The following is a 25,082-nucleotide window of genomic DNA, read 5'->3' as shown; positions in this document are numbered from 1 at the left end:
CTGCTCACCAACCCCAGCGGGAGGCGAGGTGGTTGCCGGGTCCCCACCGACACCGACGGCGGGAAGACCACCCCCCTCCTCATCGCGCACATCTCGACGGGCCGACGCCCGGTTCAGGGGCGAAGCCGCACCGGCAGGGCGGTGAGACCTCGCACGATCAGGGATTTGCGCCAGGTCAGTTCCGCCCCGGCGGCCAATTCCAGATCCGGGTAGGCCGCGAGCAAACAGCTCAGCGCGATCCCGCCCTCCATGCGCGCCAGGGGCGCACCGACACAGCGGTGGACGCCGTGGCCGAAGGCGAGGTGGTTCTTGTCGGCGCGGTCCAGGTCCACGCGGTGCGGATCGGCGAAGCGGGCCGGGTCGCGGTCGGCGGCGGCCATGGACACCAGCAGGCGCTGTCCGGCGGGGATTTCGATGCCGCCCAGGGTGACCGGGACGGTGGTGTAGCGGAAGGTGGCCTCGCTCGCCGGCGACTCGTAGCGCAGCACCTCCTCCACGAAATCCGGTACCCGATCCGGGGTTTCGGCCAGTGCGGTCCGGACGTCCTTGTCCGTCAGCAGGATCGCGACCGCGTTCGAGATGAGGTTCACGGTGGTCTCGAAACCCGCGACCAGCAGCAGGAACACCATGCTGATCAGCTCGCGATGCGAGAGCCGGTCGCCGTCCTCGCCCGCCGAGATGAGTTCGGAGAGCAGGTCATCGGCGGGCTCGTCGCGCTTGGCGTTGATGAGCTGATCGATGTAGGCGAGGAACCGCTGCACGGCGGCCCCGCGGGCCTCGACGGTCTCGTCATTGGAGACCAGGGTGGTGGACCAGGCGCGGAAGTCGTCGCGATCCGCGTGGGGCACACCCAGCAGTTCGCAGATGACCAGCATGGGCAGCGGGAAGGCGTAGCGGTCCAGCAGATCCTGATCGACGGCGGCGTCGGCGGCCAGGTCGGCGAGCAGGGCGTCGGCCAATTCGGTGATGCGCGGGGCCAATTCGCGCACGGCACGGCCGCTGAAGGCCCGGTTCACCAGGGTGCGCAAGCGGGTGTGCTCCGGCGGGTCGTAGAAGAGCATCATGTCGCCGAACATGGCGCCGGCCGCCTGGGCGCCCGCGCCATCACCCGCCAGCGCCGTGCGCGCGCCCTCGGATTTGAGGGCCTTGCTGATGGCCGGGTCCAGGAAGGCCGCCTTGGCCGCCTCGTAGTCGGTGATCAGCCAGCCGGTGCCGCCGTCCGGGAAACGCACGAAATGCGCGGGCCCGCGCGCACGCAGCAGGTCGTATGCGGCATGCGGGTGCTGATAGAAGTCATCGGTCAGCACGAACGGCTCGATCGCCAATTCGCCTGCCGGGACATCGGTTTCGTGCACCATGATCGGCGACTCTAACAGCGGCCGGGTTGACGGGTCCCGCCATCGGCCACCCCAGCCGCTGCATGCACTCAGAGTGCACAAATCTCGGCCGCGCCTGCCGATCATCCGGCCGCGCGGACACTCGCTCCCCGGCGCGAAATCCACACGGCCGCACCGACGATCAGTGCCGCTGTAGCGTAGTAGTACAGCTGCGGCAGGCCCAGCGTGTCGTCACCCATCACCAAGTACAGCGCCACATTGATCAGCCAGTGCCCGACGGTGCCGATCAGCACCCGCTGCGGGTAACTGCCGACCGCGAGAAACCCCAGTACACAGGCGAATCCGAGGACAGCCGCCAGAAACGCCGCGGCCACCGCCGGTCCCGCCGCGAACGCCTGCACATGCCACACCGCCCAGACCACCCCGGTGATCCCGATCGCCACCGGCCGGGCATACCGCGCCTCCAGCACCGGCTGCAGGAATCCGCGCCAGCCCGCCTCCTCCCCCGCCGCCCCGACCAGCTGGAGCAGCACGAACACCGCGAAGGGCACCCCACCCACCGCCACCGGACCGCGCAGGTTCATCGAGTCGGAGGCCATCGCGGCGGTCAACAGGCCGGTGGCCGCACACGAAACCACCACCGCCACACCATGTCCGCGCACCACGTCCCACGACGCCGGCGCGGGCAGCACGGCGGTCAGGCGCTGCCGCCACACCAGGGCCACCACCCCCACCGCCACCGCGGGCCCGAATTGCGTCAACGACAGCGCCGCCGGGTCGATCCCCGAATTCGCCTGCACCACAAGCAGAACTCCGGACGCCAGAAACGCCAGCAACACGTAGGTGCCGACCATCGCGCCGATACTTCCCGACCGCCGCCCCTCATTCGAGATCACCCCGCGATGGTCGCACCGCGATTCTCGACGGTCCTCACACCCGAGAGTGATTCCCGCACCGCAATATCAGACTCGAGAGCCGGTCCCGAGTCTTACCCGGCTACTCGGCGGCCCGGGCGGCGAGCACCGCGTCGTAGAGTTCGCGGCGCGAGGCCCCCGTGGCCGCGGAGACCTCGGCGCATGCGTCCTTGAGCCGCAGCCCGGAGCCGATCAGCGCCTCCACCTGGCCCACCAGGTCGGCGGGCTCGGCGGAAACCGGTTGCGCGCCCTCGAGAACCACGGTGATCTCGCCCCGCGCGCCCTCGACCGCCCACGCGGCCAGCTCGGCCAGCGTGCCACGCACGACCTCCTCGTAGGTCTTGGTGAGCTCGCGGCACACCGCGGCGCGGCGCTCCGGGCCGAGCACCTCGACGGCGTCGGCCAGGCAGTCCGCAAGACGGTGCGGGGCCTCGAAGAAGACAACGGCCCGTGGCTCCGCGGTGAGGGTCCGCAGCCACTCCTTGCGCTGACCGGACTTGCGGGGCGGGAAGCCGTCGAAACAGAACCGCTCGACCGGGAGGCCGGACAGCGCGAGCGCGGTGGTCACCGCGGACGGGCCCGGCAGGCAGGTGATCGGGAGGCCACGCTCCACGCAGGCCGCCACCATCCGATAGCCCGGATCGCTCACCGACGGCATCCCGGCATCGGTGACGAGCAGCACGGTACGACCGGACTCGATCTCCTCGAGCAGCATCGGGATCCGCGCGGTCTCCACGTGGTCGTAGAAGCTCACCACCCGGCCGGTGATCTCGATGTCCAGGGCCTTGGCCAGTGACCGGGTCCGCCGCGTGTCCTCGGCGGCCACCACCTCGGCGGTCGCCAGCGCGTCCCGCAGCCGCTGCGAGGCATCCCCGATATCGCCCATGGGAGTGGCCGCCAAGACCAGCCGTCCGCCGGCACTCGGCTCCGCGCTCATGGTGCTCCTATTCCTCGCAAGGTCCGCCAACTCGCCCCCGACTCTATCGATGCGATCGACCGGCACCGCCAACCTCCATCCTCACCGCGGCGGGACTCGGGGGCGGGTACCGCTTACGATCGACGGCGTGACCCAGGTGACCGACGTGCGACCGGCAGCGGTGGGGGCGGAGACGGCGGCGCTGTCGAGTCCGGCTCCGCTGGTGCCCTCACCCGATTTCGGGCCCACGGACTGGGCTCGGGGGTGGGTGGTCACGCTGTTCCTCACAGCCATCGCCGCCATCACCCGGTTCCTGTTCCTGAACTATCCGACCGATCTGCACACGCCCGTCTTCGACGAGAAGCACTACGCGCCGCAGGGCTGGCAGGTGCTCACCGGCGGCGGCGTGGAGGACAACCCGGGCTACGGACTGGTGGTGCACCCGCCGGTGGGCAAGCAGATGATCGCGCTGGGCGAGGCCATCTTCGGCTACTCCCCCTGGGGATGGCGGTTCACCGCGGCCGTCTCCGGAACGCTGATCGTGCTGCTGGTGATCCGCATCGTCCGGCGGATGACCCGGTCCACGCTGATCGGCGCGTTCGCGGGCATTCTGATCATCTGCGATGGGCTCACCTTCGTGTCCTCCCGCATCGGCATGCTCGACATCTTCCAAGCCCTGTTCGTGACAGCGGCTTTCGGCTGCCTGGTGGTGGACCGCGACGACATCCGGGCGCGCATCGCGCTGGTGGCCGCGCAGGGCCGCATCGACGACAGCCCGTACGGGCCGCGATTCGGGGTGCGCTGGTGGCGCTTCGGGGCGGGCGTCCTGCTCGGGCTGGCCTGCGGCACCAAATGGTCCGGCGCGTACTGGATCATCGGTTTCGCCGCGCTGTCCCTGGCCTTCGATCTCTCGGCCCGCCGCGGCTACCGGGTGCAGCGGCCGTGGTGGGGTGTGGCCAGACGGGATCTCGGGCCCACCGTCTACGCGCTCGCCGTCATCCCGGTGTTCGTGTACCTGGCCTCCTTCTGGGGCTGGTTCGCCAACGAGACCAGCTACGACCGGTACGCGGTCGGGGTGAAGGTCGGACGCGGCGGCGACTTCTCCTGGGTACCGAGCGCACTGCGCGGGCTCTGGTACTACGGCGGCGAAGTGCTCACCTTCCACTCGCAGCTCACCAATTCCGCCGGCAATCACCATCCCTGGGAATCCAAGCCGTGGACCTGGCCCATGGGCCTGCGGCCGATGCTCTACTACTACGCCGACACCAATGTGACCGGCTGCGGCCAGCCCACCTGTGTGAAGGCCGTGATGGCGATCGGCACCCCCGCGCTGTGGTGGGTGGCCTTCCCCGTGCTGGCGTGGGCGCTGTGGCGCAGCGCGGTGCGCCGCGACTGGCGCTACGCGGCGGTCCTGGTCGGCTACGGTGCGGGCATCCTGCCCTGGTTCCTGGACCTCGACCGCCAGATGTACTACTTCTACGCGGTGCCGCTGGCCCCGTTCCTGGCCATGGGTGTGGCGCTGGCGCTCGGCGACGTCCTCGGCCACGCCCCACCCATCGGGCGACGGCTGTCGGGAGCCCCCGGCTGGCAACACTTCACACCACTCAGTGAGCGACAAGGCCTGGGTCTGCTACTGGTCAGCCTCTACCTGGCCCTGGTCATCGCCAATTTCATCTGGCTCTGGCCGATCCTGACCGCCCAGGCCATCACCCCGGGCAACTGGCACGACCACCTCTGGCTCCCGAGCTGGCGCTGAAAGCCCGAAGGGTCAACCGACCGTGGGAGTTTCGCCGAGCGCCGCATGCAGATAGCGGACGGCTGACGCGTCGTCGAGGCCGAGTCGGCGGATCACCGCGACGTATTCGGTAGCGGCGCGGCCGGCCAGGTCGCGGGTGGGGTCGCCGGAGGAGGCGATGAAAGAGCCCAGGCGGCCGCGGGTTTCGAGGACGCCGTCCTGCTCGAGCTCCCGGTAGGCGCGGGCCACGGTGTTCGGGGCCAGCTTCAGCGTCGCCGCCAGCGCCCGGACCGTGGGAATCTTGGTCCCGGCGGCCAGTTCGCCGGAGCGGACCCGGGCGATGATGCCCTGGCGCAGCTGCTCGTAGGGCGGGACCGTCGAGTGGTGGTCGACCGGGATGTCCAGCATGGCTTCATCACACCTCGTCACGCGACAGCGGGCAGGACAGGCAGCGCGGACCGCCACGGCCGGAACCCAACTCGGAGCCGGGGATGCGCAGCACCTCGATTCCGGCGTCTTCGAGCCGCGCATTGGTGTTCTCGTTGCGCTCGTAGGCGACCACCACGCCGGGGGCCAGGGCGAGGGTGTTGTTGCCGTCGTCCCACTGCTCCCGCTCGGCGGTGACGCCGTCCAGGCCGGTGTCGACCACCCGCAGCTTGCCGATGCCCATGGCCTCGGCCGCGACGCGCAGGAAGGGATCCGGGCCGGAGATGCTCACCCCGTGCCCCTCCTGCTTGCGAATGGTGAAGGCGCACAACTCATCCTGGATGGCCGGGTACATGACCACCGCGTCGACGTCCACCATGGTGCAGACGGTGTCGAGATGCATGGTCGCCCGGGTCTGGGCGATCGGCACCACGAGCACGGTGCGCGCCAGATCGTCCTCGAACAGGCTGCGCGCCAAGGCTTCCGCGCCCGCCGCCGTGGTGCGCTCCCCCACCCCGACCGCCACCACGCCCGGCGCGAGCAACAGCACGTCGCCGCCCTCGATCGGCGCGGTGTGCGATTCGTAGGCCCGCCGCACGCCCAGGAAGCGGGGGTGGAACGCGTAAATCAGGTCGGTGAGCGAGGTTTCGCGGGCGCGGGCCGGCAGCGCCAGCGAGGTGATGGCCACCCGCGGCCCGATCCAGAAGGAGGAGTCCCGGGTGAACAGCAGATTGGGCAGCGGGTCGATGACGAAGTCGTGCCCGTGGTGCATGCGCCGCACCAGTGAGGTGGCATCCGCCCCGAAGGGCAGCTCGTCGAATGTCATGCCGGACATGAGGATCTGCGCCAGTTCCGGCGCGGGCACCCCGCGCAGGTGGGCGGCCAGCTCGTCGGCGAGCAGGTGCCCGAGCCGCCGCGCGTCCACCGCACCCGAGATGCCCTGTATCCGCGCGGCGCCACTGACCTGGATGGTCTCGGTCAGCACATCGGCCAGCAGCAGCACCTCCACGCCACGCCCGCGCAACACCTCGGCGAAGGTGTCGTGTTCCTGCTGGGCGCGCTCGACCCAGGGAATGGCGTCGAAGAGCAACTGGTCGTTGTTGCGCGGGGTGAGCCGGCGCAGCTCGTCGCCCGGCCGGTGTAACAGCACCGTGCGCAGCGCGCCGACCTCCGAGGTCACGGAAAACGGTCGCGCCGTGGGTGCGGCCTTTGTTCCCATGACACGACGGTAGTTCCCCACGGCACGGATGGCATGGAATTCGCGACTCGAGTCGCACCCTGGGAGAACCCTGGAGTCGCACCGGCGAAAAACCTGGAGTAATGTTCAGGTATGCAGACCGCGTCGTGGCAGGCGAAGGAGCTGACCCCCGGTCAGCTCGCCCAGCGAGCCGGAGTTTCGGTGTCCGCCTTGCATTTCTACGAACGAGAGGGCCTGATCACGGCCCGCCGCACCAGCGGGAATCAGCGCCGCTACCCCCGGGAAACCCTGCGCCGGGTGGCCTTCATCCGCATCTCACAGCGGGTCGGCATTCCGCTGGCGGAGATCCGCCACGCCCTCGACAACCTCCCCGACGGCCGCAACCCCACCCGCCGCGACTGGGAGACCCTCTCCACCACCTGGCGCGCCGACCTCGACGACCGCATCGAACAGCTGATCCGGCTGCGCGACAACCTCACCGGCTGTATCGGCTGCGGCTGCCTCTCGCTGGGCGTCTGCAAGATCTTCAATGCCCACGACCACCTCGGCGACGAGGGCCCCGGCGCGCGCGTACTGGACACCCACGCCGCCGAGAACTGCACCAAGGCCGTCTGCGCCCCCACTCCCGACCAGGCGTGACTACTTGCGCGGCAGGAACGAGGTGAACAGGTCGTTGGCGCGGCGCATGGCGAACTCGTAGGGCCAGGCGAACTTGCGGGACCACCAGTAGCCGAACCGGATGTCGAACTGGGTGTGGATCAGGTAGGTGCCCTTCTCGACACCGCGCAGGATCGCCTCGGCCACCTGGTCGGGAGACTTGGCGTGGTGGCGGAAGCGCTTGATCCAGGCCTGGATTCGCGGGTCGTCGCGATCCACGCCGATGATGTCCACGGTCTGCACCAGCGGCGTGTCGACCGCGCCGGGGACCACCAGGTGGACGTCGATGTCGTGGCGCGCCAGATCGAAGCGCAGCACCTCCGACACGCCGCGCAGGCCGAACTTGCTGGCGCTGTAGGCGGCATGCCAGGGGAAGGCCATCAGACCGGCGGCCGAGGACACATTGACCAGCGCACCACCGCGTTTCGCCTCGATCATGGGCGGCACGAAGTTCTCGATGACATGGATGGGACCCATGAGGTTCACATCGACCAGGCGTTTCCAGTGGCGGTGCTCGAGGTTCTCCACCGTCCCCCAGGTGGAGATGCCGGCGATGTTCATCACCACGTCCAGCGAGCCGAGCTCCTCGTGCACCTTCTCCGCGAAGGCGGTGACGGCGTCGTAGTCGCTGATGTCGAGGGCGGTGGCGACCTCGACGATGCCGCCGGTGGAACGGATGGTTTCGACGGTCGCGTCCAGCCCCTCGGCATTGACGTCGGTGAGCACCAGCCGCGCGCCCCTGCGGGCCGCCGCCAGTGCCGTCGCCCGGCCGATGCCGCTCGCCGCGCCGGTAATCAAAGTCTTCTTGCCCCTCAGGCTACGATCACGCACGTCGATCCATCCCTCACTTCGACAGCCCTGTCAGACCGCACGCTACTACGCGAACAATCCTGTTCGCGAGTCGGGCGAGTACCCGTTACGCCCCTATTTTCCTGGGCGCACGCACCCCGGCCCGGGATTCCGCGCGCGGTACGGGGACGTTAGGGAGTCGTGCCCATCCGGACCGCCGGACCGTGACCCCGGATCGCCGGACCGTGAGTCAGGACGGCCCCGGCAGCACCGACCGGCTGGTCCCGGGCAGGTCCAGATCCAGCGCGATCCGCCCCGCCGCCAGATGCTCCTCGACCTCCCCGCCCGGCATGGGCCGCGCGATCAGGAAGCCCTGCGCGCGGTAGCAGCCCAGCGCCACCAGGGTGCGCGCCGCCACGGTGGTCTCGACACCCTCGCCGACCACCCCGAGACCGAACGAACCCGCCAGCCCCACAATCGATTTCACGATCGCCAGATCATCGGCGCTGGCGCCCAGCCGCTGCACGAAACCCCGGTCGATCTTCACCGCGTCCACCGGCAGCGCCTTCAGGTGCGACAGCGAGGAATACCCCGTCCCGAAGTCGTCGATGGCGATCTGCACGCCCATCCGCTTCAACCCGCGCAGGGTCACCTGCGTGCGCGCAAGATCCTGCACCACAACATGTTCGGTGATCTCCAGGCACACCGACGACCCGTCGATGCCGTACCGCCGCAGGATCCCCTCGATGGTCTCCACGAAATCCAGCGAAACCAGCTGCACCGGAGACACATTGATCCGGATCACCACATTCGACGCCAGCCCCCGCCGCCGCCACTGCGCGAACTGCTCGGCGGCCGTGCGAATCACCCAGCGACCCAGCTCCCCCGCCAGATTGGTGGCCTCCGCGACACCCACGAACGCACCGGGCGGCAGCAGCCCGCGCGTCGGATGCTGCCAGCGCACCAGGGCCTCCAGCGCGACCACTCGGCCGGTGCGCAGATCCACCTCGGGCTGATAGTGCAGCACCAGCGAACCGTCCGCGACCGCGCCGCGCAGATTCAGCTCCACGTCGTCCTGCAGCTCGAACTGCGCGCGCATGGCATCGGTGAACACCGCGACCCCGTTGCCGCCGCTCGACTTGGCCGACAGCAGCGCGTGATCCGCACGCCGCAGCACATCGGCGACCGTGGTCTCGCCCGGAATACCGAGCGCCACGCCGACGCTGGCGCCCCGGCTCACCGTCTCCTCGCCGACCGTCACCCGCCGCGCGATGAGCTGCTGAATCCGGCTCGCCTCCCGCTCGGCCGCCGCCGCGTCCATCGGCTTGGCCGGCACGATCACGAACTCGTCGCCACCCAGCCGGGCGATCACGTCACCCGGATCCAGATTCTCGCGCAACCGCTTGGCGAGTGTGCGGATAAAATTGTCCCCGGCCGTGTGCCCGAGAAAGTCGTTGAGCGCCTTCAGCCGATCCAGATCCAGGAAGAACGCCGCCACCGGCCCCGGCCGTCCGGGTCTGAGCCGCTCCTCCATGTGCTCGAGCAGCGCCCGCCGATTCGCCAGTCCGGTCAGATCGTCGTGCATGGCGATATATCTGAGCCGTTCCTCGGCCACCACGCGCGCCTGCAACTGTGCGAACAGCGCGGCGATCGCCTTGAGGACATTGAGTTCGCGAGTGCTCCACTCGCGGTCGCCCTCTTTGATGAAGCCGAGCAGCCCCGTCGCCTGGCCGCGTGACACCAGCGGCACCGCGGCGGCGGAGACGGCTTCGATACCGGCCGCCTGCTGGATCAGACGTTGATAGTCGGCGAATTCCGGGATGGGCCTGATGATGATCGGTTCGGTGGTATCGCCGAACCGGGTCAGCGCCGCGGTGGGGTCGTCGAGGTTGGCCACCTGCAGTGGATCGTCGGTCTCCGGAACCGCCCGATGCGGCCACTCCGCAATGAGCACCGATGCCAGCCGAGCCTCATCGGTGAAGCGCAGAAAACTGAAATCGACATCGAAGTGCTCCACCAGCCAGGCCAGCACCCGTTCACTCGCGGCCGCCATCGTAGACGCATCGACCGCCATCAACTCCGAGGCGACCTGGGTCACCAATGAGTCGAGCGTTCGCCGAGGCACTTCTTCTCCGATCTCACTTGCCGCGCGTGGTAGCGCCCGGTATTGGACGTCGCCTGCTGCGGACCGCGGGCTCCGACGCATACCCGAGACGCAGTACCAACGCCATCGTTTCGTGCCCAGGCACTTCCAACAGCTCCAGGAAGCTGCCTTGAAGTGACGTTAGTGTATCGGCGAACTCCGGGGAAACCGTATGTAGTTCCTCGGGGCGTCGTGCATAAAGAAACACCGGTGAAACCGGTTGAACAGCGAGACCATACCGTTCCGCGGCGATCCAGAGACGCTGGAGCGCCTCGCCGGCACGCGCGTACGCGGCGAGTTCCGACGGGTCCAGTGGCGGCTTCGGAAAGGTCAGGGCTGCCACGGCCGAACTGGTCTGCACCTTCGCCAGCGCGTCTTCCACCAGCGCGGTGCCACCCGACCACGACCGCAGCTGGGCCATCACGTCCGCACGAACGGCGATCTCGAGCTTGGCCAGCTCGTCGGGTTGGAGATCGAGCGTGCGCAGATCCATCCCGGTCCGTAGATCATCACCGGGCCACCGCAGCTCGGAGGTCATCTCCAGGTGCATGTCCGGCGTCAGGTAGCGGGTCCGCTCGGACTCGGCGAGGATCCGCGCGGCGGAGTCGATTCGCCGCCGATCCGTCACCATGTGCAGCGTCGCGCCGGCCCGGGTCACGGCTTCGCGAAGTCCGTCCAATATCTCGTCCGGTATCGGCACGCCGGTCCCACCGCCCCGATTGGTGTGCCTGGCGAGCAGCGCCGGGTAGCTATCGGACAGCTCGGGATCAGTGCCCGACCCCAACCGCAGCACGGCGGTGAGCAGTTCCGAATCGCCGGTGCGCAGTTCGCTCTCACCGAGCAGACCGTGCGCGGCGGCCGCGACACGGGCGTTGAACAGCGCCGCACCGACCGCCAGTGCGCTGCCCCGGTACCCGATGTCCATCATCGAAGAGTGTTGGGGCGCAAGGGTGATCGTCACCTCGGCCCAATCGGCGCGCAGGGTCCAGGGCTGCGCGTTACCACCCGAGGGCGCCCGCTGCGCACACTCGAGCACCGCCGCGATGCCGGATTCCGGCCGAGAGTCGTCCGGTTCGTCCGGCCACACCAGTTCCTTGCGCACTTCGGGCTCGGTGATCTCGTCCAGGCTCTTCTCGATATCGACGCGCGTGCGTCCCGACCGCAGCGGCTGCCCGAGTCCGATCCTGCGCACCTCGGCGGCGACATTGGAACCACCGAGTTGCACGTCGGACGCCAATTGCGGCCAGCTGTTGAGGGTCTGGCCGATCTCCACCATGCTCGCCGCGAGCGTCGCAGAGAGATTGCGACCGTCCAGAACTCGAACCATGAGGGGTGTTTTGTCGCGGGTGGACAGCCCGCGCAGCTCAGCGGCGGTGACACCGCCGAGCAAACCGTGGAAGGGCTCACGCTCCGGTTCCAGATCGAAGCGCTCGACATCGAGCAGACCGCGGTCGCTGGAATGCATCACCAGCGGAAGCCGGAGCCGACGGGCGCCTTCGCGCACGGCGAGCTTGATATCGAACGAATCGCACTCCTCCACAACGATATCCAGGCCGGTGAGGAAGGCGTCCATGTTCTCGTCGTCGAGCCCGGCCGGGAGGATCTCCACGGGCAGATACGGGTCCAGTTCCGCGATCCGGCGGGCCGCGACGACTGCCTTGTTGGCGCCGATGTCGAACAGGGTGCCCGGGAGGCGGTTCAGGTTCGAGAGCTCGACGGTGTCGAAGTCCGCCAGCCGCAGCAGACCGCAGGTGCCCTCCATGGCCAGCACATGAGCCACGGCGTGACCGACGCTCTGCCCGACCACCCCGATCGCCTGGGCGCCGAGGGTCTGCTGCTCCGCGCGCGTCAGGTTGTTGCGATTCCGGTCGAGCCGGACAGCGCGGAGCAGTTGCGGGCCGGGCAGCGCGATTACGGCCCGCCGCCACGGGTAATGAACCCAGCGATCCGATTCCGATGTTTCGGACAATTCGGGCGGAGCCACCAGGCTCGCGAACTCGGCCCGCAGTCCGTCTCGCAAGTCCCGAGACTCGATGGCCGGATTCGCCAGCAGTTCAGCAAGTCGCGCGGCCTGCCCGGAATCGGATTCATCGAGCAGCACCGGCCGATAAGACTCGCCCGATACTCCATTTTCGATCATGTTCAGGCCGAGCCCTGGGCTGAAGTCCAGGCAACGCGTGGCAAAAAGCCATTCTGCGTCAATTGGGACAATTCGAGATCGAGCAACCGAGCCTGCGATTCGGTGGCCACCGAATCGTAAGTCTCCATATCCCACCAGATCGCGAACGTACGATAACGATCGTCCGGATAGGATGACGGCGGAATCCACCAGGCCACATTCGCTCCGCTGCCACGATAGAGATTCAGCGCATGCTCGGGCGAATGCGCACTCGTGTAGCGGACCCCCAGCAGCAACGCGGCATGAACGCACGCCCTGGCCATCCAGTCGGCCAGCGCATGGCGGTGCGGGGAGTCGCGAGCGGCCCAACCGGCCTTGCACTCGATCACACCGTCAGGGATCTGGTCGGCCACCAGGCGCCGGAAGGCCGGGCCGCCCTCCAACCCTGCCCAGCTCGCGACCGCGCGCATCTCGTCGACCTGCTTGTGCGGCCCCTCTGCCCGGACCCCCGCGACCACCCGACCGTCGGCATCCAGCGCCACGAGGAAGAGGGAGGTGGAGAGGCCGTCGATCACCTTGTCGTACTCGAGCGCCTCCTCGGCGCCGAACCGCCGATATGCCTCGAGCGCACCATCCATGTTCTGGCGCCACAGGCCCGGATCGGCCTCCGGAGGACCCACCAGGATGGTGTATCCCGTTTTCGGCTCCCGAAATCGGAGCATGCCGTGACCAGGGCCTTGCGCCGGGACGCGCTCGATCGGTTCGACTGCCATACAGTTCCACTCCACTAAAAACGACCCGCGCGACTGCTGCGCCTTCGCCCGATACAGTCATGCATCAACCGCCGTCGGACGTGGGCGCCTAGGGGAGTATCCGTCAGCCAACTGAAATTGTCCAGGCAACCGGCAAATGCTCCGAAACCCAGACGTGACTCCAGTAATCCCCCCGGTCAAACCATTGCTATCAGTCATGAAATACAACGACAAGACCGGTTGGTACTCATTGGGTTAACAGTGAGCAATCACACCAGGATGGAGATGAAAAGTTCCAGTTCGGCGGTGCCGTGCCAGATCTCGATCTCCTCGCGGTAGGCGCGGGTGATCTCGGCGGAAGCGGTCGCGTCGTCGACCTGGGCCCAGACGTCCTCGGCCGGATCGTGATAATCGCCATTGGGCCGGAAGCGGGCGTAGACGCCCTTGGGGACGCGGATGAGGACGTCGCCGACCGGGACGTCGTCGGGACCCTTGTACTCGTAGGAGACCAGCACGTTGTAGTTGCCGGCGGGGTCGGGAACGTAGACGGTGGCCAGCGGGCGCTCGGCGCCCTCCCGGTCACGCAGGCGGTCGCGCAGGAACTCGATGAGCTCGCTGTTGGAGACCTTGAAACTGGGGCGCACCCGCGGAACCACCAGGCCGCCGTAGACCCCACCGGGCCGGACCACGATCGAATAGGTCATGACGGCTCGACCGCCAGGTACAAATCGATCTTGTACGCGTGCGGGTAGGTCTCGAAGTCACCGGTGTGAATGCGCTTGATCTGCTTGTGTTCCTCCGCGTAGGCGATCTGCGTCCACAGATCGGTCATCACCTGCGGGAAGTTGCCGACCGAGGAGAAGCGGGCGTAGGTGCCGCGCGGCAGGCGGGCCACCACGTGGCCGCGGGTCACCTCGTCGAGCGAGCCGCACTGGTAGCCGACGATCTGGGTGTTGAAGGTGCCGAGCTCGGCCGCGTAGTCGGTGTAGGCCGAGGCCAGCGGACCACCGAGTTCCTGGTGCAGGACCGCGGCCCAGGCCACTTCCAGATCGTGGTCGCGCAGTTCACCGAGCGCACGTTTGGGACTGCGCACCGGCAACCCGGCAACCCACGTCTCGTCCCGCTCGACGATCTCGAACTGCATTGGATGGAAACTCTCTCGAGGTGTGATTCACAGCCTGTCGGCCAAGCCTTCGCCATGCTATCAATCAGCCCGGACCGGACCCGGCGACACGGCTGAGGCGCTCGCCTGCCCCGCGCGCGAGCGCGTCGCTCACCCGTCGCGGCGGCGGTGCGGGCGGGCCATCGGGGCGTGCCAGTGCCGGAACAGCGCGATCAGGCGCAGGCCGACCGCGCCCGCCCCAGCCAATCCGCCTGTCCAGTATGTGTATTGGCCGTAGTGCAGCAGCAGCGCCGTCGCCACGGAACCGAGCAGGGCCGGCACGGCGTACAACTCGCCGTCGCTGAGCACGCTGGGGGTGACACCGGCCAGGACATCGCGGATCACACCGCCGCCCACCGCGGTCACCAGGCCCAGCGCCGCCGCCGAGGTCGCCGACATGCCGTGCTGGAAGGCGGTCACGGTGCCGGTCACACAGAAGAGGCCGAGGCCGATGGCGTCAGCGATATTCAGCGGCGTGCGGACCAGCCGCACCGGCGGGTGCCAGAAGAAGATGACGGCCGCGGCCAGCAGGGCGACTCCGGCATAGGACACCTGGACGAAAGCCAGCGGCGGGGTGCGGCCGATGACGAGGTCGCGGATCACACCGCCGCCGGTGGCGGTGGCGACCGCGAGCACCGCGATGCCCACCACATCGAAGCGGCGACGCACTGCGAGCAGCGCACCCGACACTGCGAATGCGAACACGCCCAGCAGGTTTCCCACACTCTGTACCGCGTCGACAGGGGTGCCGAGTTCGACGAGATCACTCACGTGTGGCCACTTCCGTTCCTATCGCTAACTTTCGGCTACCGGCGCACAGTATGCCCGGCCCGCCACACCGGCACTCCGCCGCACGGTCGGAGCGGCTTTATGGTTGAGTCGCCCTTGTGTGCCGCACAATTGCCCAGCTAGACGCGGAACTTACCGCGTGTCGCGCCTGCCCCCGGCTGGTGGCATGGCGCGAGCAGGTCGCACACGAAAAACGGGCCGCCTTCAGTGACGAGAATTACTGGGGCAAGCCTGTTCCCGGCTTCGGTCCCGCGGACGCCCGCCTGCTGATCGTGGGCCTGGCGCCGGCCGCGCACGGCGGTAATCGCACCGGCCGCATGTTCACCGGCGACCGCAGCGGCGACGTCCTCATCGCCTGCATGCACGCCGCCGGTCTCGCCAACCAGCCCACCAGCGTCTCCGCCGACGACGGCCTGCGACTGCTCGGCACCCGCGTCACCGCCCCGGTCCACTGCGCCCCACCCGACAACAAACCCACCCCCACCGAGCGCGATACCTGCCGCCACTGGCTGACCACCGAATTGACCCTGCTGGCACCCACCCTCCGCGCGATCGTCGTCCTCGGCGGCTGGGGCTGGCAAGCCCTCCTGCCCGCCCTGGCCGAATCCGGCTGGGCCATACCCAAACCCAAGCCCCGCTTCTCCCACGGCGCCCGAATCGAGCTGGCCCCAGCCGTCCCCGGCCGCGCCCCCCTCCACCTGTTCGGCACCTACCACCCCTCCCAGCAGAACACCTTCACCGGCCGCCTCACCCCAGCCATGCTCGAGCAGGTCCTCACCGACGCCGCCCAAGCCGCCGGCCTCCCCGTCCACCGCCCCTAGACCCGGCCGGCCGCAGCGGGCAGCTCGATTCGGCTATCCACGTCTGGCATTCAATGAGGTCACCGGCCTCGGAGCGGGCGACTCGTCCGGGCTGGCCGGACTCGGCGTCCAACGAGATCGCCGTCACCGAGCCGGGCGGCACGATTCGACTGTCCGGACTCGGCATTCATGAAGGTCGCCGGCGACGGTGCACCGGGCAGGGGCGCCGCACTCTCGGTGGCGAGGTCGCCGGACCGGATACGATGCGGGCGTGAGCAGGGCCGATGACGAATCCGAGCGGGAGGGGGCGGCTGCCAATGGGGCGGCCGGGGGTGTGAAGGTGCGCCGCAGCCGGGCCGGGACGCGGCAGCGGCTACTGGACGCGGCGTTCGAGGCCTTCGCCGAAGAGGGATTCGGCCGGTGTTCGGTCGAGCAGGTGTGTGAGCGGGCCGGATTCACGCGTGGTGCGTTCTATTCGAATTTCACCTCGCTGGAGGAATTGTTCCTGGCCATGTGGGAGCAGCGATCGGCATCGATGCTGGCCGAGGCAGCAGCGGTGCTGGATGCGCCCGGCGGAGTGGCCGCCGATCCGCAGCGGGCGGTCGAGCAGGTGCTGGCGGCAGTTCCGGTGGATGACAAGTGGTTTCGAATCACCTCGGAATTCACCGCGCACGCCCTGCGCAATCCCGCGTTGCGTCAGGTAATGGTGGCGCGAGAGGAGGCGATCGCTGCAGCACTCACCCCGGTGGTCGTCGCGCTCCTGCGTCGCAACGGCAGACGGGTGCCGGATCCAGCGGCACTGGGCCGGGCACTGGTTGCAGTGCACGACGGCACGCTGGGCCAGTGCCTACTGGAACCGGACAACCCGGCAGTGCGCGACTACCGCCTCGACCTGTTCCTGCGAGTGCTCGACTCCTACAGCGAGCCCATCTGAGGGCTCAGTTCAGCGCCTCAGGCCCGAACGGAATTCGGCGATGAGCCGATCGCCGGCCCCCTGCCCACCCCTACATCCCCAGAAACCGTCTCCAACCAGCCGATTCGTCGACTCCCCACCCCACCTGCTAAAGTTCTCCAGCGCGGGTCGGAAACGTCCCCGCGGGGCTATAGCGCAGTTGGTAGCGCGTCTCGTTCGCATCGAGAAGGTCAGGGGTTCGATTCCCCTTAGCTCCACATAACGAAAAACCGCCCGTGACCTCGGAAGAGATCACGGGCGGTTTGCGTTTTCGGGGCTATTCGGATTGGTGATCGCCGGTTCCCGTCCGCAGTGCGTCCGCAGCTTTCGCAAGCGCGGACCGCGCGGCAGTGTCGAGAGCATCCGCAACGGATTCGAGGTCGTCCGGAAACAGGTCGGCGTAGGTGTCAAGGGTCATCGCAGCGGACTTGTGACCGAGCATGGTCTGCACCGCCTTTGGGTTCGCGCCGGCGCTGATCGCCAGGGATGCGGCCGTGTGCCTGAGGTCGTGAGGGCTGATGTATGGGAAACGCTCTGTCGCCCGGGTGTCTCCCTGCCTGTCCCCCTCATCAATCAAGGAGACAGCGAGACGATGGCTGCTGTCTCCACGGTGACCCCGAGCCTGGCTGACACCATCCACGTGCCGACCTGGGTTCCGTAGGCGAGAAACCGCAGGCGAGAACACCCGTTTGCGATAGGTAGACACTCTCAGCACCGCGCCCTCTGGGGAGGTGAACACAAGTGCGTCGCGATCTTTCCCTTTCATCAGCGAGACAAGTTCGTCAGCCAACAACTTCGGGAACGGCACCGAACGACGCTCATGGTTCTTCGTAGTTGACCAAACGATCCTGCCTTGAACCTCGGCAACGGCCTCCAACACGTTCACTCGGCGGCGAAGCATGTCGAAACTGGAGACCTTCAGCGCGGCCATCTCACCCCATCGCAAACCGGTGTACGCCAAAAGCCGTATGGCTGTGGGTGCCTCGGAGACCTCACGCGCAAGTTGTTCGACTTGAACATGAGTGAGATAGCCGCGGGCGCGGTGCGTACGGCGCGGCAATTTCACTCCGGCACAGGGGTTACGGACGATATGGCGGTCCTCGACGGCGGCACCACAAATCATCCGAAGCACCCCCACCGCGTTCTCAATGGTCGGCACGCCCATCCGGGCAGCCACCATCTCCGAGATCCATGCACGGACTTCACTTGTTCGGACATTGCGAATTTCGGTACTGCCCCAACGTGGCTCGACGTAGAGCCCCCAGGTATGGCTCCGATTGAATGCCGTGGTGTCCTTCAGATGGGCTTGGGTTTTGAGCCACCGGCGACCTAGATCGCCGATGGTTTCGCGACCAGCCGAAGGAGCGACATGGGTGCCGGTGACGAGCGCGCTGGTCGCATCATCGAGCCAGGCTTGGGCGTCAGCTTTGCGGGTGAAGGACTTTGCGTGTTCTTGGCTGCTGTCGTCGACGTAGCGGGCCCGCCAGCGTTTGGCGCACCCATGGTTGGCCGAGGGGACTCTCTCGCTGGTCTTCGCGCCGTACTCGGCGGTGGTGGTGACGGTCTTGTACCAGCGGTCTTCTACCCCACTGCGGCGGTTGCGTCGCCCACCCATTTCAGGAGACCCCGCCGCGGTCGGACGCGGCTTCCTGCTCGGCGATCCAGGCGTGGATGACGCTCTCGCGCCAGACGCGCCGGCGCCCGAGCTTGAAGCTCTTCGGACCTTTGCCTGCCCATGCCCAGTACCGCCATGTGGCGGCGGGGATACCGGTGATGGCTTCGCAGTCGGTGGCCTGGAGGTAGCGGTCGGTGGGCATGGAATCTCCTCGGGTAGAGCGGGTTCGGGTATCAGTGCGCACGCCGTCGCGTGGTGCGCAGGTGGTGTCGCAGGGTGCGCACGCGCCGTCGCACGATGCGTTGGAGGTGTCGCGGTGCGCACCATCGGCCTGTCGCACGGTGCGTACGGGGTGGGTGGGTTGTCGCATTAGTGCGCACCGCCTGTCGCACGCTGTCGCGGGCTGTCGCATGACCCGTCAACCGGCCGCAGGTAAGGGTGTTTGCCGGAGACGAGGGTGTCGAGGCGAGTGATGCGCAGAACCAGGTCAGGGATGTCCGGGAGGGTTTGCTGTGCTGCTGTCGCAACGTCGTCGGTGCTCAGGTTGCCGTCGCAGACGTAGAGGATCTCTGCGCATTCGTCTTGTCGCGCCTGTCGCACAACGAGATTGAGCCGTCGCGTCAGCTGCGCACCGGTGACGTGCGCACTCGTGTCCACCTTTACCGCGACCGCGGTCATAGCGGCGCGTAGCAGCATGCCGTCGTAGGGGTAGAGGCCCGGACCGGGCAGTTCGTGTCGCAGCACGCGGTCACTGACCCACTGATCTGTCGCACACGCACCGAGTGCGACACGCGTACGAGCGACCGCCCGGCAATGCACAGCGGAATTTGATCGAGGCCGCCACTCTCCCGGTCGCCACCCCAGCACCCAGGTTGCCGCCGCGCGGGTGGGCACGATCCACGTCGACTCTCCTCGCACCGAGGGAAGCCGTTCGGCGGCGTTGGCGTCAGCGAGTTGGCTTGCCAGCCGGTAGGTCTGGGCCACACCGACGCCGAGGAACTCGGCCAGAACATCGGTTTGCATGGCACGCATTTCGGTGAGCCCGACCAGCGCTTGGACGCCACGCGGGGTGAGCCGTGAGTATCTGATCATGAGAAGTCCTTGAAGGAGGAGATATGAGATTGGGGGCCAATGGTTTTCGTCGTCCGGTTGGCGAGGTATCGGCCCCAGTCGGCGTCGAGGTCGCGTACGACCAGGGCCAGGTCGAGGCTTCGGATTTCGGGCGGGAGCCGCTCGGCGGCCGCATGCACGCCATCACTCACGCGGGCGGTGCGGCACAGGTACAGCAGGCCAGTCAGTTCCTCGGGCTCCATCTCGCGGGCCGCACGGATCGCGCCGCGCAGTGCCTGATCCATCGAGGCCGCTGATTTGCGCGTGAGTTCGACCTCCAGCGCCCACCAACCCTGCGTCCCCATGAGCCGCCCACGGAACAGGGCGTCATGAACGTGCACACGGCCTGTCTCGAATTCGGCTCTCTTGGACCGTGATTGGTGCGATACCCGCTGTGCGCGGTGCCAGAGCTCTCGTTCGGACACCCACGCCGGTAGGTCGGCGCCGACCAGCATCAGCCGGGCCTGCGCGACCGCGCGATGATGTTCCACACGCCCGAGGGTGGGCCGCCAGTTCTGCACCGGCCAGCCCAGGAACCGGGACGCGGTGGCCGCGGTCGCGACCACCCACTTGTCCCCCGCCTGCACCTGTTCCAGCGGTCGAACGAGATTGTCGGCCCGCAGCTGCCGCACCAGAACGTAGGTGTGGTTCGCACCTTGCCCCAGGAACTGTCCGAGCAGGTCGAGTTGCATTCCGCCGTGCTGGGACAGCAGCGTCAACGCGGTGGCCTTGCGCAGGTCCGACCGCGGTTCGGTTCCGCCACGCAGCCGCTGCACGGTCGAGCGTGGCAGCCCGACACGGCGTCCGATCTCGGCATCGGGGTGGCCGGCCGAACGCAGGGCCGCGATTTCACCGAGCACGGTCTCGACGTGGCGGGCGGTGATACCGAGCCGTTTGGCGATCTGCCGGTAGTCCTCGCCCAGCTCGCGCAGGTTGCGAATCATGGTGTCGCGCTCGGCGCCCGACAGATGCTTGTAGCGGCCGCCCGGGCCGTCGTTGTTCCGATTCATCAGGTATTCCCTTCGATCGATTACTGAAAGGTGCTGCGCTCCAGCACAACTCACGCAGGGCTGGGCACAACAGGGCACACACGGGGGCACATTTCGCACACGGGGGGCACACGCACAGGCAGGGCGTGCGCCCCTTCGTCCGGGGCGCGTGCCCTACCGCGACATCCGCCGATCCACCATTCGGCGGTCACGTTGCACAGGTCGCGCGTGCTGATCGCGCTCCTTGATAGGCGCGGTGTCCCCGATCCAGCTCATGAGGGAGCGGAGCCGCTCATCGATCGCCGCCGTCTTTTCCTGCTGCGACAACCTCGCCCGGAAACCGACCACCGGGTCAGGTGATTCATTTGACTCACCTGCAGAACCGACTACCGAGTCACGTGAGTCAGATGGCTCAGGTGGTTCACTGTGAACCACCTGCCGCCGATCGTCCGGCAGGTGCTGTCCAGTTTTCTGGACACTGACCAGCGGGGTGGCGGGTGCGAACAGTTCGTCCACGGTGTAGCCGGGCAGCATCTCCTCCAGAACCCGGCAATGATCAGGGAACGGAAGGCTTTTGATTTCACCGGACAGCCACCGGTAGAACTGGGCCTTGAGTGGACCACGCCCGACCAAATCAGGATCGAGCCGTTTGGCCGCCTTGTCGTACTCACGAAGGAACGTGCTGTGAGTCTGCCAATGCCGCTTCTTCAGAAGCGCTCTCAGCTCCGTACCCGGACCCAATCGACGCGTCCGACCCGACGCGTCCGCATCGGTGCGGTCCTCGTTGTGGTTCATCGCGACCGCCGCCGATCCGCCGCCGGACGCGTCGGCGCGTCAATCGAAGGGTCGCGAACGTTGTCGCGGTGGACGTCGCGCTCCTTCACAGGTGCGGTATCCGCCCCGATCCAGGACATCAGTGACCGCACCCGAGCATCGATCACGGCCGTCACTTCCCGCTGATCCCGGACACGACCAGAACCGACCACCGAGTCAGGTGATTCATTTGAATCACCGGTCGAACCGACCAACCGGTCAGGTGATCCATTTGGAACACCTACGTGAGCCGCGATCCGCAGTTCTCGATCCAAAGATCGTGCAGTAGTGGGTGTTTCGATCGCTCCGACCGACACCGGGCGTTCCGGCGAGACAGGCAGGCTCTGTCCAGTTTTCTGGACCTCAAGCGACAGAGCAGCGGGCGCGAACAGTCCCTCTGCTGTGTGGCCGGGCAGCATCGCTTCCAGGACCGCGCAATGATCCGGCCGCGGCAGCCCTTTCAGGTCACCGGCGAGCCATTTGTAGAACTGCGCCTTCGCGGGACCGTCCAACCCTCCCATGTTGCGATTGATCTTCCGCGCGGCCCTGTTGTACTCGCGCTGAAACACCTTGTGGGTATCCCAATGCTTCTCCCGCAGAAGCCGTTTCAACTCCGTCCCGCCATCAGTGTCGCGGGCAGCGTCGCGGTTCACCGTGACCGCCTCCGATCCACCGCCGGACGCGCCGGCGCCTCAACCGAAAGGCCGCGAACGTCATCGCCGTGGATGTCGCGCTCCTTCAGCGGGGCACTGGCCTCAGCCATCGCAAGCATCAACCGCAGCCGATCCGCCGTAGCCGCATCCGATTCCCGATCAGCCGTCGACACGGGACGCGGCGCCGCGGACTCGACAACCATTGCCCTGGTCCGCAGTGTGTCGAAATGCGGTTCGCCTACCGTGAACTCGTCGAACTGCTTCCAGGTGTTCGACCGCAGCTCAGCCGGTGTGGGGGCGGCGTAACCGATCTGCTCGGCAGTGATCTGGCGACCCGCTTTGAGCGACAGTGCCGTCAGCATCACATCGAGGGTCCGCGGCTTCGGGTGATGCAACCCGTCCCGATACCCGACGATATTGGTGTGCTTGAGATGCACCGGTCGGCCGCCGTCACTCTCGCTCACCGCACGCATGCGATGCGCCAGGCCCTGGTTGGTGATCCCGAGCGACTCCATCAACAGCGACAGATGCTCGTTCGGAACCAACTCCCTCTGTTGTGGTTTCGGCTGAGCATCAACCTCCGCGCCGCGTCGGTAGTCCGGCACCGGGAGCGGTTGCGCGGGGACAGGAAACGGAATGACATTCGACAGCGGCCCGACCCGCTTCCCGTTGATCCTCACCGAACCCACCACCGTTCCCGACGAGCGGGCACGGACGGCGCAGGATTCGAGATCACCGCTGATAGCGCCCGGTTCGGCACCCGGGCACAGCGTTCTACACTGGACATGCTTCAGTGGCCTTTCAGAACCTGAAGTGAAAGCCGAAGCAGCGGACACTGCTTCGGTACCGACTCCCCGGTAGCGCTAACTACCGGGGAGTCTTTGTTGCTACGCCTCAACGCAGTCAACTGATTCAATCCTATGTCACTCAGTTGACTGCGGCAAGGAGTCGCCTAGATGACTGCTAGCTCACCCCCTTATCATTGCCTCCATGAGCGAGCCCGCTAGCGCGCCGAAGTACTTGACTATCGCCAGCGAGATACAGCAGCGGATTGTCTCGGGCGCCATACCGATCGGCGGCCAACTTCCCACCAAACAGGACCTCCAAGCGGAGTTCAGCGCGGCACTCAATACGGTCGATCGAGCACTCGATGTACTCCGGGACCGCGGACTGGTCGAGACACGCCACGGCGTCGGGACCTTCGTGGTTAGCACCGATGTCGCACAGAAGGCCCAGATCGAAGAGCGGGTCGCCGCACTGGAGTCGCAGGTGGCCGAACTGTACGAACAGCTCCGTGAGCTCCGAAATGCATCCACAGAAAAGCACGCGTAGAACGATCGTTCGCCCGAAACCTGTTGCCTCCCTGTCCATACCTCCAGGAAAGCCGACAGGCGGCAGTTCACACACCATGTGAAAACCCATGTGCGACAGCACTACTCGATGTAGCAAATCATCCCCAGCACCAGTCAGCACAGCGGGCGTATCATCAGCGCAGATCAGGGTTCTCGAACGAAGAGGTGGGGCCTGGTGACCGAACGGAACTCTGCGCTGGCCGAGCTGATCACCGATGCTGGGATCTCTTGGGCTGGCCTTGCGAAGCGTATCAATGATCTTGGAGCCGACGAAGGGCTAGCCCTCCGCTACGACTACACCGCAGTACATCGCTGGGTTAACAAGGGGCAGAAGCCTAGAGGGATTACGCCTAGTCTTATCTGTCGAGTGCTCTCCGAGCGGCTCGGTCGGCGGGTCAATCCAGCAGACATTGGGATGGAAGGATTCGAGTCCTTGGCTTCACGTGGTCTCCAGTACCCCCACGATCCCGAGTCCTCTCTGGAGACGATTCGCGATCTCGGCACCGCCCACACCAGCGGTCAGTTCAGTGCACCATTCATCCTTGCGGCACTTGCCGCTCCGAGTCGTGACTGGCTTTTGGCGACCTTCGAAGAACTCAGCACTGATCGAGGGCCACGGGCAATCGGCATGCACCAGGTAGCTGGCATTCGCAACATGTTCAGCCTGTTCCAGGAGATGGACGTCATGCGAGGCGGAGGCCACGCTCGCACCGCGTTAATCAGCTACATGAACTCGACCGTTATCCCGTTGATCAGGCGAGAACATGAACCCGACGTGCAGGCGGCTCTCTACGACGCGGCTGCCGAACAGGCGTATCTCATCGGCTGGATGGCCTACGACGACGGCGAGCACGGACTCGCGCAGAGGTACCTGATCCAAGCTCTGCGCCTCTCACAAGCGGCGGAGAACCCCGTTCTTGGAGCACACGTGCTGGCCGGCATGTCCGACCAGGCGAACCTACTCGGTCATTCGTATGAAGCCGTGGCACTCGCACGGGCTGGCCTTCACGGCATCGCTCCAGAAAGCTCACCGGCATGTTTCGCAGACCTGAGCATCCTGGAAGCCCGGGCTCTGGCGCGGATTGGCGATAGCACCGCGGCAACGCGATCCCTTACCCGCGCGGAACAGATCTTCGAGGCCGTCGACCACGACGCCGAGCCTGAGTGGGCTCGGTTTATCGACCGAGCCTACTTCTTCGGCGAGGCCGCACAGATCTTCCGTGACCTCAAACAACCTGTCGAGATAGATCGGTTCGCAGGAATCTCGATCGATGAGTGCCTGACTCAGAAGCGAGCACGACGTGGCGGCCTGAGCCAAGCAGCTGTAGCAACCGCCCATGTTCAACGTAACGAGATCGAGGCAGCCGCCGAGCGCGCAAGAATCGTTGTGCGCCTTACCTCCACCGTCAACTCATCCCGCTGCCTTGGAGCGGTGAGCGATCTTCAGAAACAGCTGAAACCTTACGTGGCTCTTCAGCAGGTTCAGGACTTCAATCGGGAAGCGTCACAGATGCTCGGATTGGTCGCATAACTACCGAAGTTGGCTGTCGGTCCTGACGTTTCGCAACGCCAGGATCGACGGCTTTCGGGCTGACTTGAAGCGCGACCACTGCCCGGACAGTGCTCGGAGAGTGCCCGGACAGTGCCCGGACCAAAGGTTCTCCCAAGTTTCGAGCCTGTTGTCCTCCACCACATCCCCTGAGCTGCGCCTTCGGCGCAGGACTCTGGTCTGGTCTGGCCGAGAAGCCTTCCCCCCAAAGAGGAGAGAGGCTCCGCCAAAACAAAACAAAACCCCTCTCCCAAAGAGCAAACCCAAAGGAGGGGGGGGGGGAAAAAAGACCCAAAACCTCGAAAAAACCCT

At 66.8% G+C, this 25,082-nt stretch carries 25 protein-coding genes and 1 tRNA gene; 7 read left to right on the top strand and 19 right to left on the bottom strand.

Translation table 11 applies throughout. The features are described from left to right. Nucleotides 1-113 precede the first annotated feature (113 nt). From ACFXN1_RS08375 to rsmI, 3 genes are all read right to left on the bottom strand, one after another. Nucleotides 114-1,358: a cytochrome P450 gene (locus ACFXN1_RS08375; protein ID WP_379443769.1), complete on the bottom strand. Its 1,245-nt coding sequence runs from the start codon at nucleotides 1,356-1,358 to the stop codon at nucleotides 114-116. A gap of 101 nt (nucleotides 1,359-1,459) precedes the next feature. Continuing rightward, nucleotides 1,460-2,233, bottom strand: coding sequence for a CPBP family intramembrane glutamic endopeptidase (locus ACFXN1_RS08370; RefSeq protein WP_379443770.1), 774 nt, complete (start codon nucleotides 2,231-2,233; stop codon nucleotides 1,460-1,462). A 100-nt stretch (nucleotides 2,234-2,333) separates the two neighbouring features. After that, a complete protein-coding gene (gene rsmI / locus ACFXN1_RS08365) occupies nucleotides 2,334-3,188 on the bottom strand; it encodes a 16S rRNA (cytidine(1402)-2'-O)-methyltransferase (RefSeq protein WP_354836128.1) in 855 nt (284 codons plus the stop codon). Between the two features lie 127 nt (nucleotides 3,189-3,315). Between rsmI and ACFXN1_RS08360 the strand changes: the two genes are divergently transcribed. Then, nucleotides 3,316-4,923, top strand: coding sequence for a dolichyl-phosphate-mannose--protein mannosyltransferase (locus ACFXN1_RS08360; RefSeq protein WP_379443771.1), 1,608 nt, complete (start codon nucleotides 3,316-3,318; stop codon nucleotides 4,921-4,923). 12 nt (nucleotides 4,924-4,935) lie between these two features. Here the strand turns inward: ACFXN1_RS08360 and ACFXN1_RS08355 are convergent, their stop codons facing one another. Together ACFXN1_RS08355 and arcA are read right to left on the bottom strand one after the other, a co-directional pair. Then, nucleotides 4,936-5,310, bottom strand: a complete 375-nt coding sequence (locus tag ACFXN1_RS08355) for a GntR family transcriptional regulator (RefSeq protein ID WP_379397471.1) — start codon at nucleotides 5,308-5,310, stop codon at nucleotides 4,936-4,938. Between the two features lie 7 nt (nucleotides 5,311-5,317). Continuing rightward, a complete protein-coding gene (gene arcA / locus ACFXN1_RS08350; protein ID WP_379397469.1) occupies nucleotides 5,318-6,547 on the bottom strand; it encodes an arginine deiminase in 1,230 nt (409 codons plus the stop codon). Nucleotides 6,548-6,658: 111 nt separating this feature from the next. Between arcA and soxR the strand changes: the two genes are divergently transcribed. After that, the gene (soxR, locus tag ACFXN1_RS08345; RefSeq protein ID WP_379397467.1) at nucleotides 6,659-7,165 is read left to right on the top strand and encodes a redox-sensitive transcriptional activator SoxR; all 507 of its coding nucleotides are present in this window, start codon (nucleotides 6,659-6,661) and stop codon (nucleotides 7,163-7,165) included. Here soxR and ACFXN1_RS08340 read toward each other — a convergent pair whose 3' ends face one another. The 7 genes from ACFXN1_RS08340 to ACFXN1_RS08310 form a co-directional block, all read right to left on the bottom strand. After that, nucleotides 7,166-8,014 (bottom strand): SDR family oxidoreductase, encoded by an 849-nt coding sequence (locus ACFXN1_RS08340; protein ID WP_379443772.1) that lies wholly within the window; start codon nucleotides 8,012-8,014, stop codon nucleotides 7,166-7,168. Nucleotides 8,015-8,222: 208 nt separating this feature from the next. Beyond that, nucleotides 8,223-10,046: a putative bifunctional diguanylate cyclase/phosphodiesterase gene (locus ACFXN1_RS08335; protein WP_379397741.1), complete on the bottom strand. Its 1,824-nt coding sequence runs from the start codon at nucleotides 10,044-10,046 to the stop codon at nucleotides 8,223-8,225. A gap of 64 nt (nucleotides 10,047-10,110) precedes the next feature. Further along, entirely contained in the window at nucleotides 10,111-12,255 is a 2,145-nt protein-coding gene (locus tag ACFXN1_RS08330) for an Rv1355c family protein (RefSeq protein ID WP_379463527.1), read from the bottom strand. A 2-nt stretch (nucleotides 12,256-12,257) separates the two neighbouring features. Continuing rightward, the gene (locus ACFXN1_RS08325; RefSeq protein ID WP_379443774.1) at nucleotides 12,258-13,007 is read right to left on the bottom strand and encodes a hypothetical protein; all 750 of its coding nucleotides are present in this window, start codon (nucleotides 13,005-13,007) and stop codon (nucleotides 12,258-12,260) included. A gap of 248 nt (nucleotides 13,008-13,255) precedes the next feature. Then, nucleotides 13,256-13,690, bottom strand: a complete 435-nt coding sequence (locus ACFXN1_RS08320; protein ID WP_379387402.1) for an effector binding domain-containing protein — start codon at nucleotides 13,688-13,690, stop codon at nucleotides 13,256-13,258. Further along, nucleotides 13,687-14,130, bottom strand: coding sequence for a GyrI-like domain-containing protein (locus ACFXN1_RS08315; RefSeq protein ID WP_379387401.1), 444 nt, complete (start codon nucleotides 14,128-14,130; stop codon nucleotides 13,687-13,689). The genes ACFXN1_RS08320 and ACFXN1_RS08315 overlap by 4 nt, the downstream gene beginning before the upstream one ends. Before the next feature lie 129 nt (nucleotides 14,131-14,259). After that, on the bottom strand, nucleotides 14,260-14,919 hold the full coding sequence (locus tag ACFXN1_RS08310; RefSeq protein ID WP_379397459.1) for a trimeric intracellular cation channel family protein: 660 nt from the start codon (nucleotides 14,917-14,919) through the stop codon (nucleotides 14,260-14,262). Nucleotides 14,920-15,035: 116 nt separating this feature from the next. On the opposite strand from ACFXN1_RS08310, the gene ACFXN1_RS08305 reads away from it, so the two are divergent. The 3 genes from ACFXN1_RS08305 (at nucleotide 15,036) to ACFXN1_RS08295 (ending at nucleotide 16,907) form a co-directional block, all read left to right on the top strand. Then, a complete protein-coding gene (locus tag ACFXN1_RS08305) occupies nucleotides 15,036-15,758 on the top strand; it encodes a uracil-DNA glycosylase (protein ID WP_379443775.1) in 723 nt (240 codons plus the stop codon). Nucleotides 15,759-16,077: 319 nt separating this feature from the next. Further along, a complete protein-coding gene (locus ACFXN1_RS08300; protein WP_379443786.1) occupies nucleotides 16,078-16,671 on the top strand; it encodes a TetR/AcrR family transcriptional regulator in 594 nt (197 codons plus the stop codon). A 163-nt stretch (nucleotides 16,672-16,834) separates the two neighbouring features. Next, nucleotides 16,835-16,907: transfer RNA gene (locus ACFXN1_RS08295), tRNA-Ala, on the top strand. Nucleotides 16,908-16,966: 59 nt separating this feature from the next. Here ACFXN1_RS08295 and ACFXN1_RS08290 read toward each other — a convergent pair. The 7 genes from ACFXN1_RS08290 to ACFXN1_RS08260 form a co-directional block, all read right to left on the bottom strand. Beyond that, entirely contained in the window at nucleotides 16,967-18,304 is a 1,338-nt protein-coding gene (locus tag ACFXN1_RS08290) for a tyrosine-type recombinase/integrase (RefSeq protein WP_379443776.1), read from the bottom strand. Nucleotide 18,305: 1 nt separating this feature from the next. Then, entirely contained in the window at nucleotides 18,306-18,506 is a 201-nt protein-coding gene (locus ACFXN1_RS08285; RefSeq protein WP_379443777.1) for a helix-turn-helix transcriptional regulator, read from the bottom strand. 167 nt (nucleotides 18,507-18,673) lie between these two features. Then, nucleotides 18,674-19,396, bottom strand: a complete 723-nt coding sequence (locus ACFXN1_RS08280; protein WP_379443778.1) for a hypothetical protein — start codon at nucleotides 19,394-19,396, stop codon at nucleotides 18,674-18,676. Further along, nucleotides 19,393-20,424 (bottom strand): hypothetical protein, encoded by a 1,032-nt coding sequence (locus ACFXN1_RS08275; protein WP_379443779.1) that lies wholly within the window; start codon nucleotides 20,422-20,424, stop codon nucleotides 19,393-19,395. The genes ACFXN1_RS08280 and ACFXN1_RS08275 overlap by 4 nt, the downstream gene beginning before the upstream one ends. A gap of 153 nt (nucleotides 20,425-20,577) precedes the next feature. Further along, nucleotides 20,578-21,198 carry a hypothetical protein gene (locus tag ACFXN1_RS08270; protein WP_379443780.1) on the bottom strand — a complete coding sequence of 207 codons (621 nt, stop codon included), beginning with the start codon at nucleotides 21,196-21,198 and terminating at the stop codon, nucleotides 20,578-20,580. Continuing rightward, the gene (locus tag ACFXN1_RS08265; RefSeq protein WP_379443781.1) at nucleotides 21,195-21,869 is read right to left on the bottom strand and encodes a hypothetical protein; all 675 of its coding nucleotides are present in this window, start codon (nucleotides 21,867-21,869) and stop codon (nucleotides 21,195-21,197) included. Before ACFXN1_RS08265 ends, ACFXN1_RS08270 begins: the two co-directional genes overlap by 4 nt. After that, complete coding sequence (locus ACFXN1_RS08260; RefSeq protein ID WP_379443782.1) at nucleotides 21,866-22,705, bottom strand: hypothetical protein; 840 nt, start codon at nucleotides 22,703-22,705, stop codon at nucleotides 21,866-21,868. The genes ACFXN1_RS08265 and ACFXN1_RS08260 overlap by 4 nt, the downstream gene beginning before the upstream one ends. A gap of 154 nt (nucleotides 22,706-22,859) precedes the next feature. Here ACFXN1_RS08260 and ACFXN1_RS08255 point away from each other — a divergent pair, with 154 nt between their 5' ends. Together ACFXN1_RS08255 and ACFXN1_RS08250 are read left to right on the top strand one after the other, a co-directional pair. Then, on the top strand, nucleotides 22,860-23,201 hold the full coding sequence (locus ACFXN1_RS08255) for a GntR family transcriptional regulator (protein ID WP_379443783.1): 342 nt from the start codon (nucleotides 22,860-22,862) through the stop codon (nucleotides 23,199-23,201). A gap of 195 nt (nucleotides 23,202-23,396) precedes the next feature. Then, entirely contained in the window at nucleotides 23,397-24,752 is a 1,356-nt protein-coding gene (locus ACFXN1_RS08250; RefSeq protein ID WP_379443784.1) for a hypothetical protein, read from the top strand. The last annotated feature ends 330 nt before the right edge of the window (nucleotides 24,753-25,082 follow it).

This window comes from Nocardia sp. NPDC059154, assembly GCF_042755705.1.
In the GTDB taxonomy this organism is placed as follows: Bacteria; Actinomycetota; Actinomycetes; order Mycobacteriales; family Mycobacteriaceae; genus Nocardia.
Note: the sequence above shows the minus strand (reverse complement) of the source record. Positions and strands in the feature narration are given on the sequence as shown.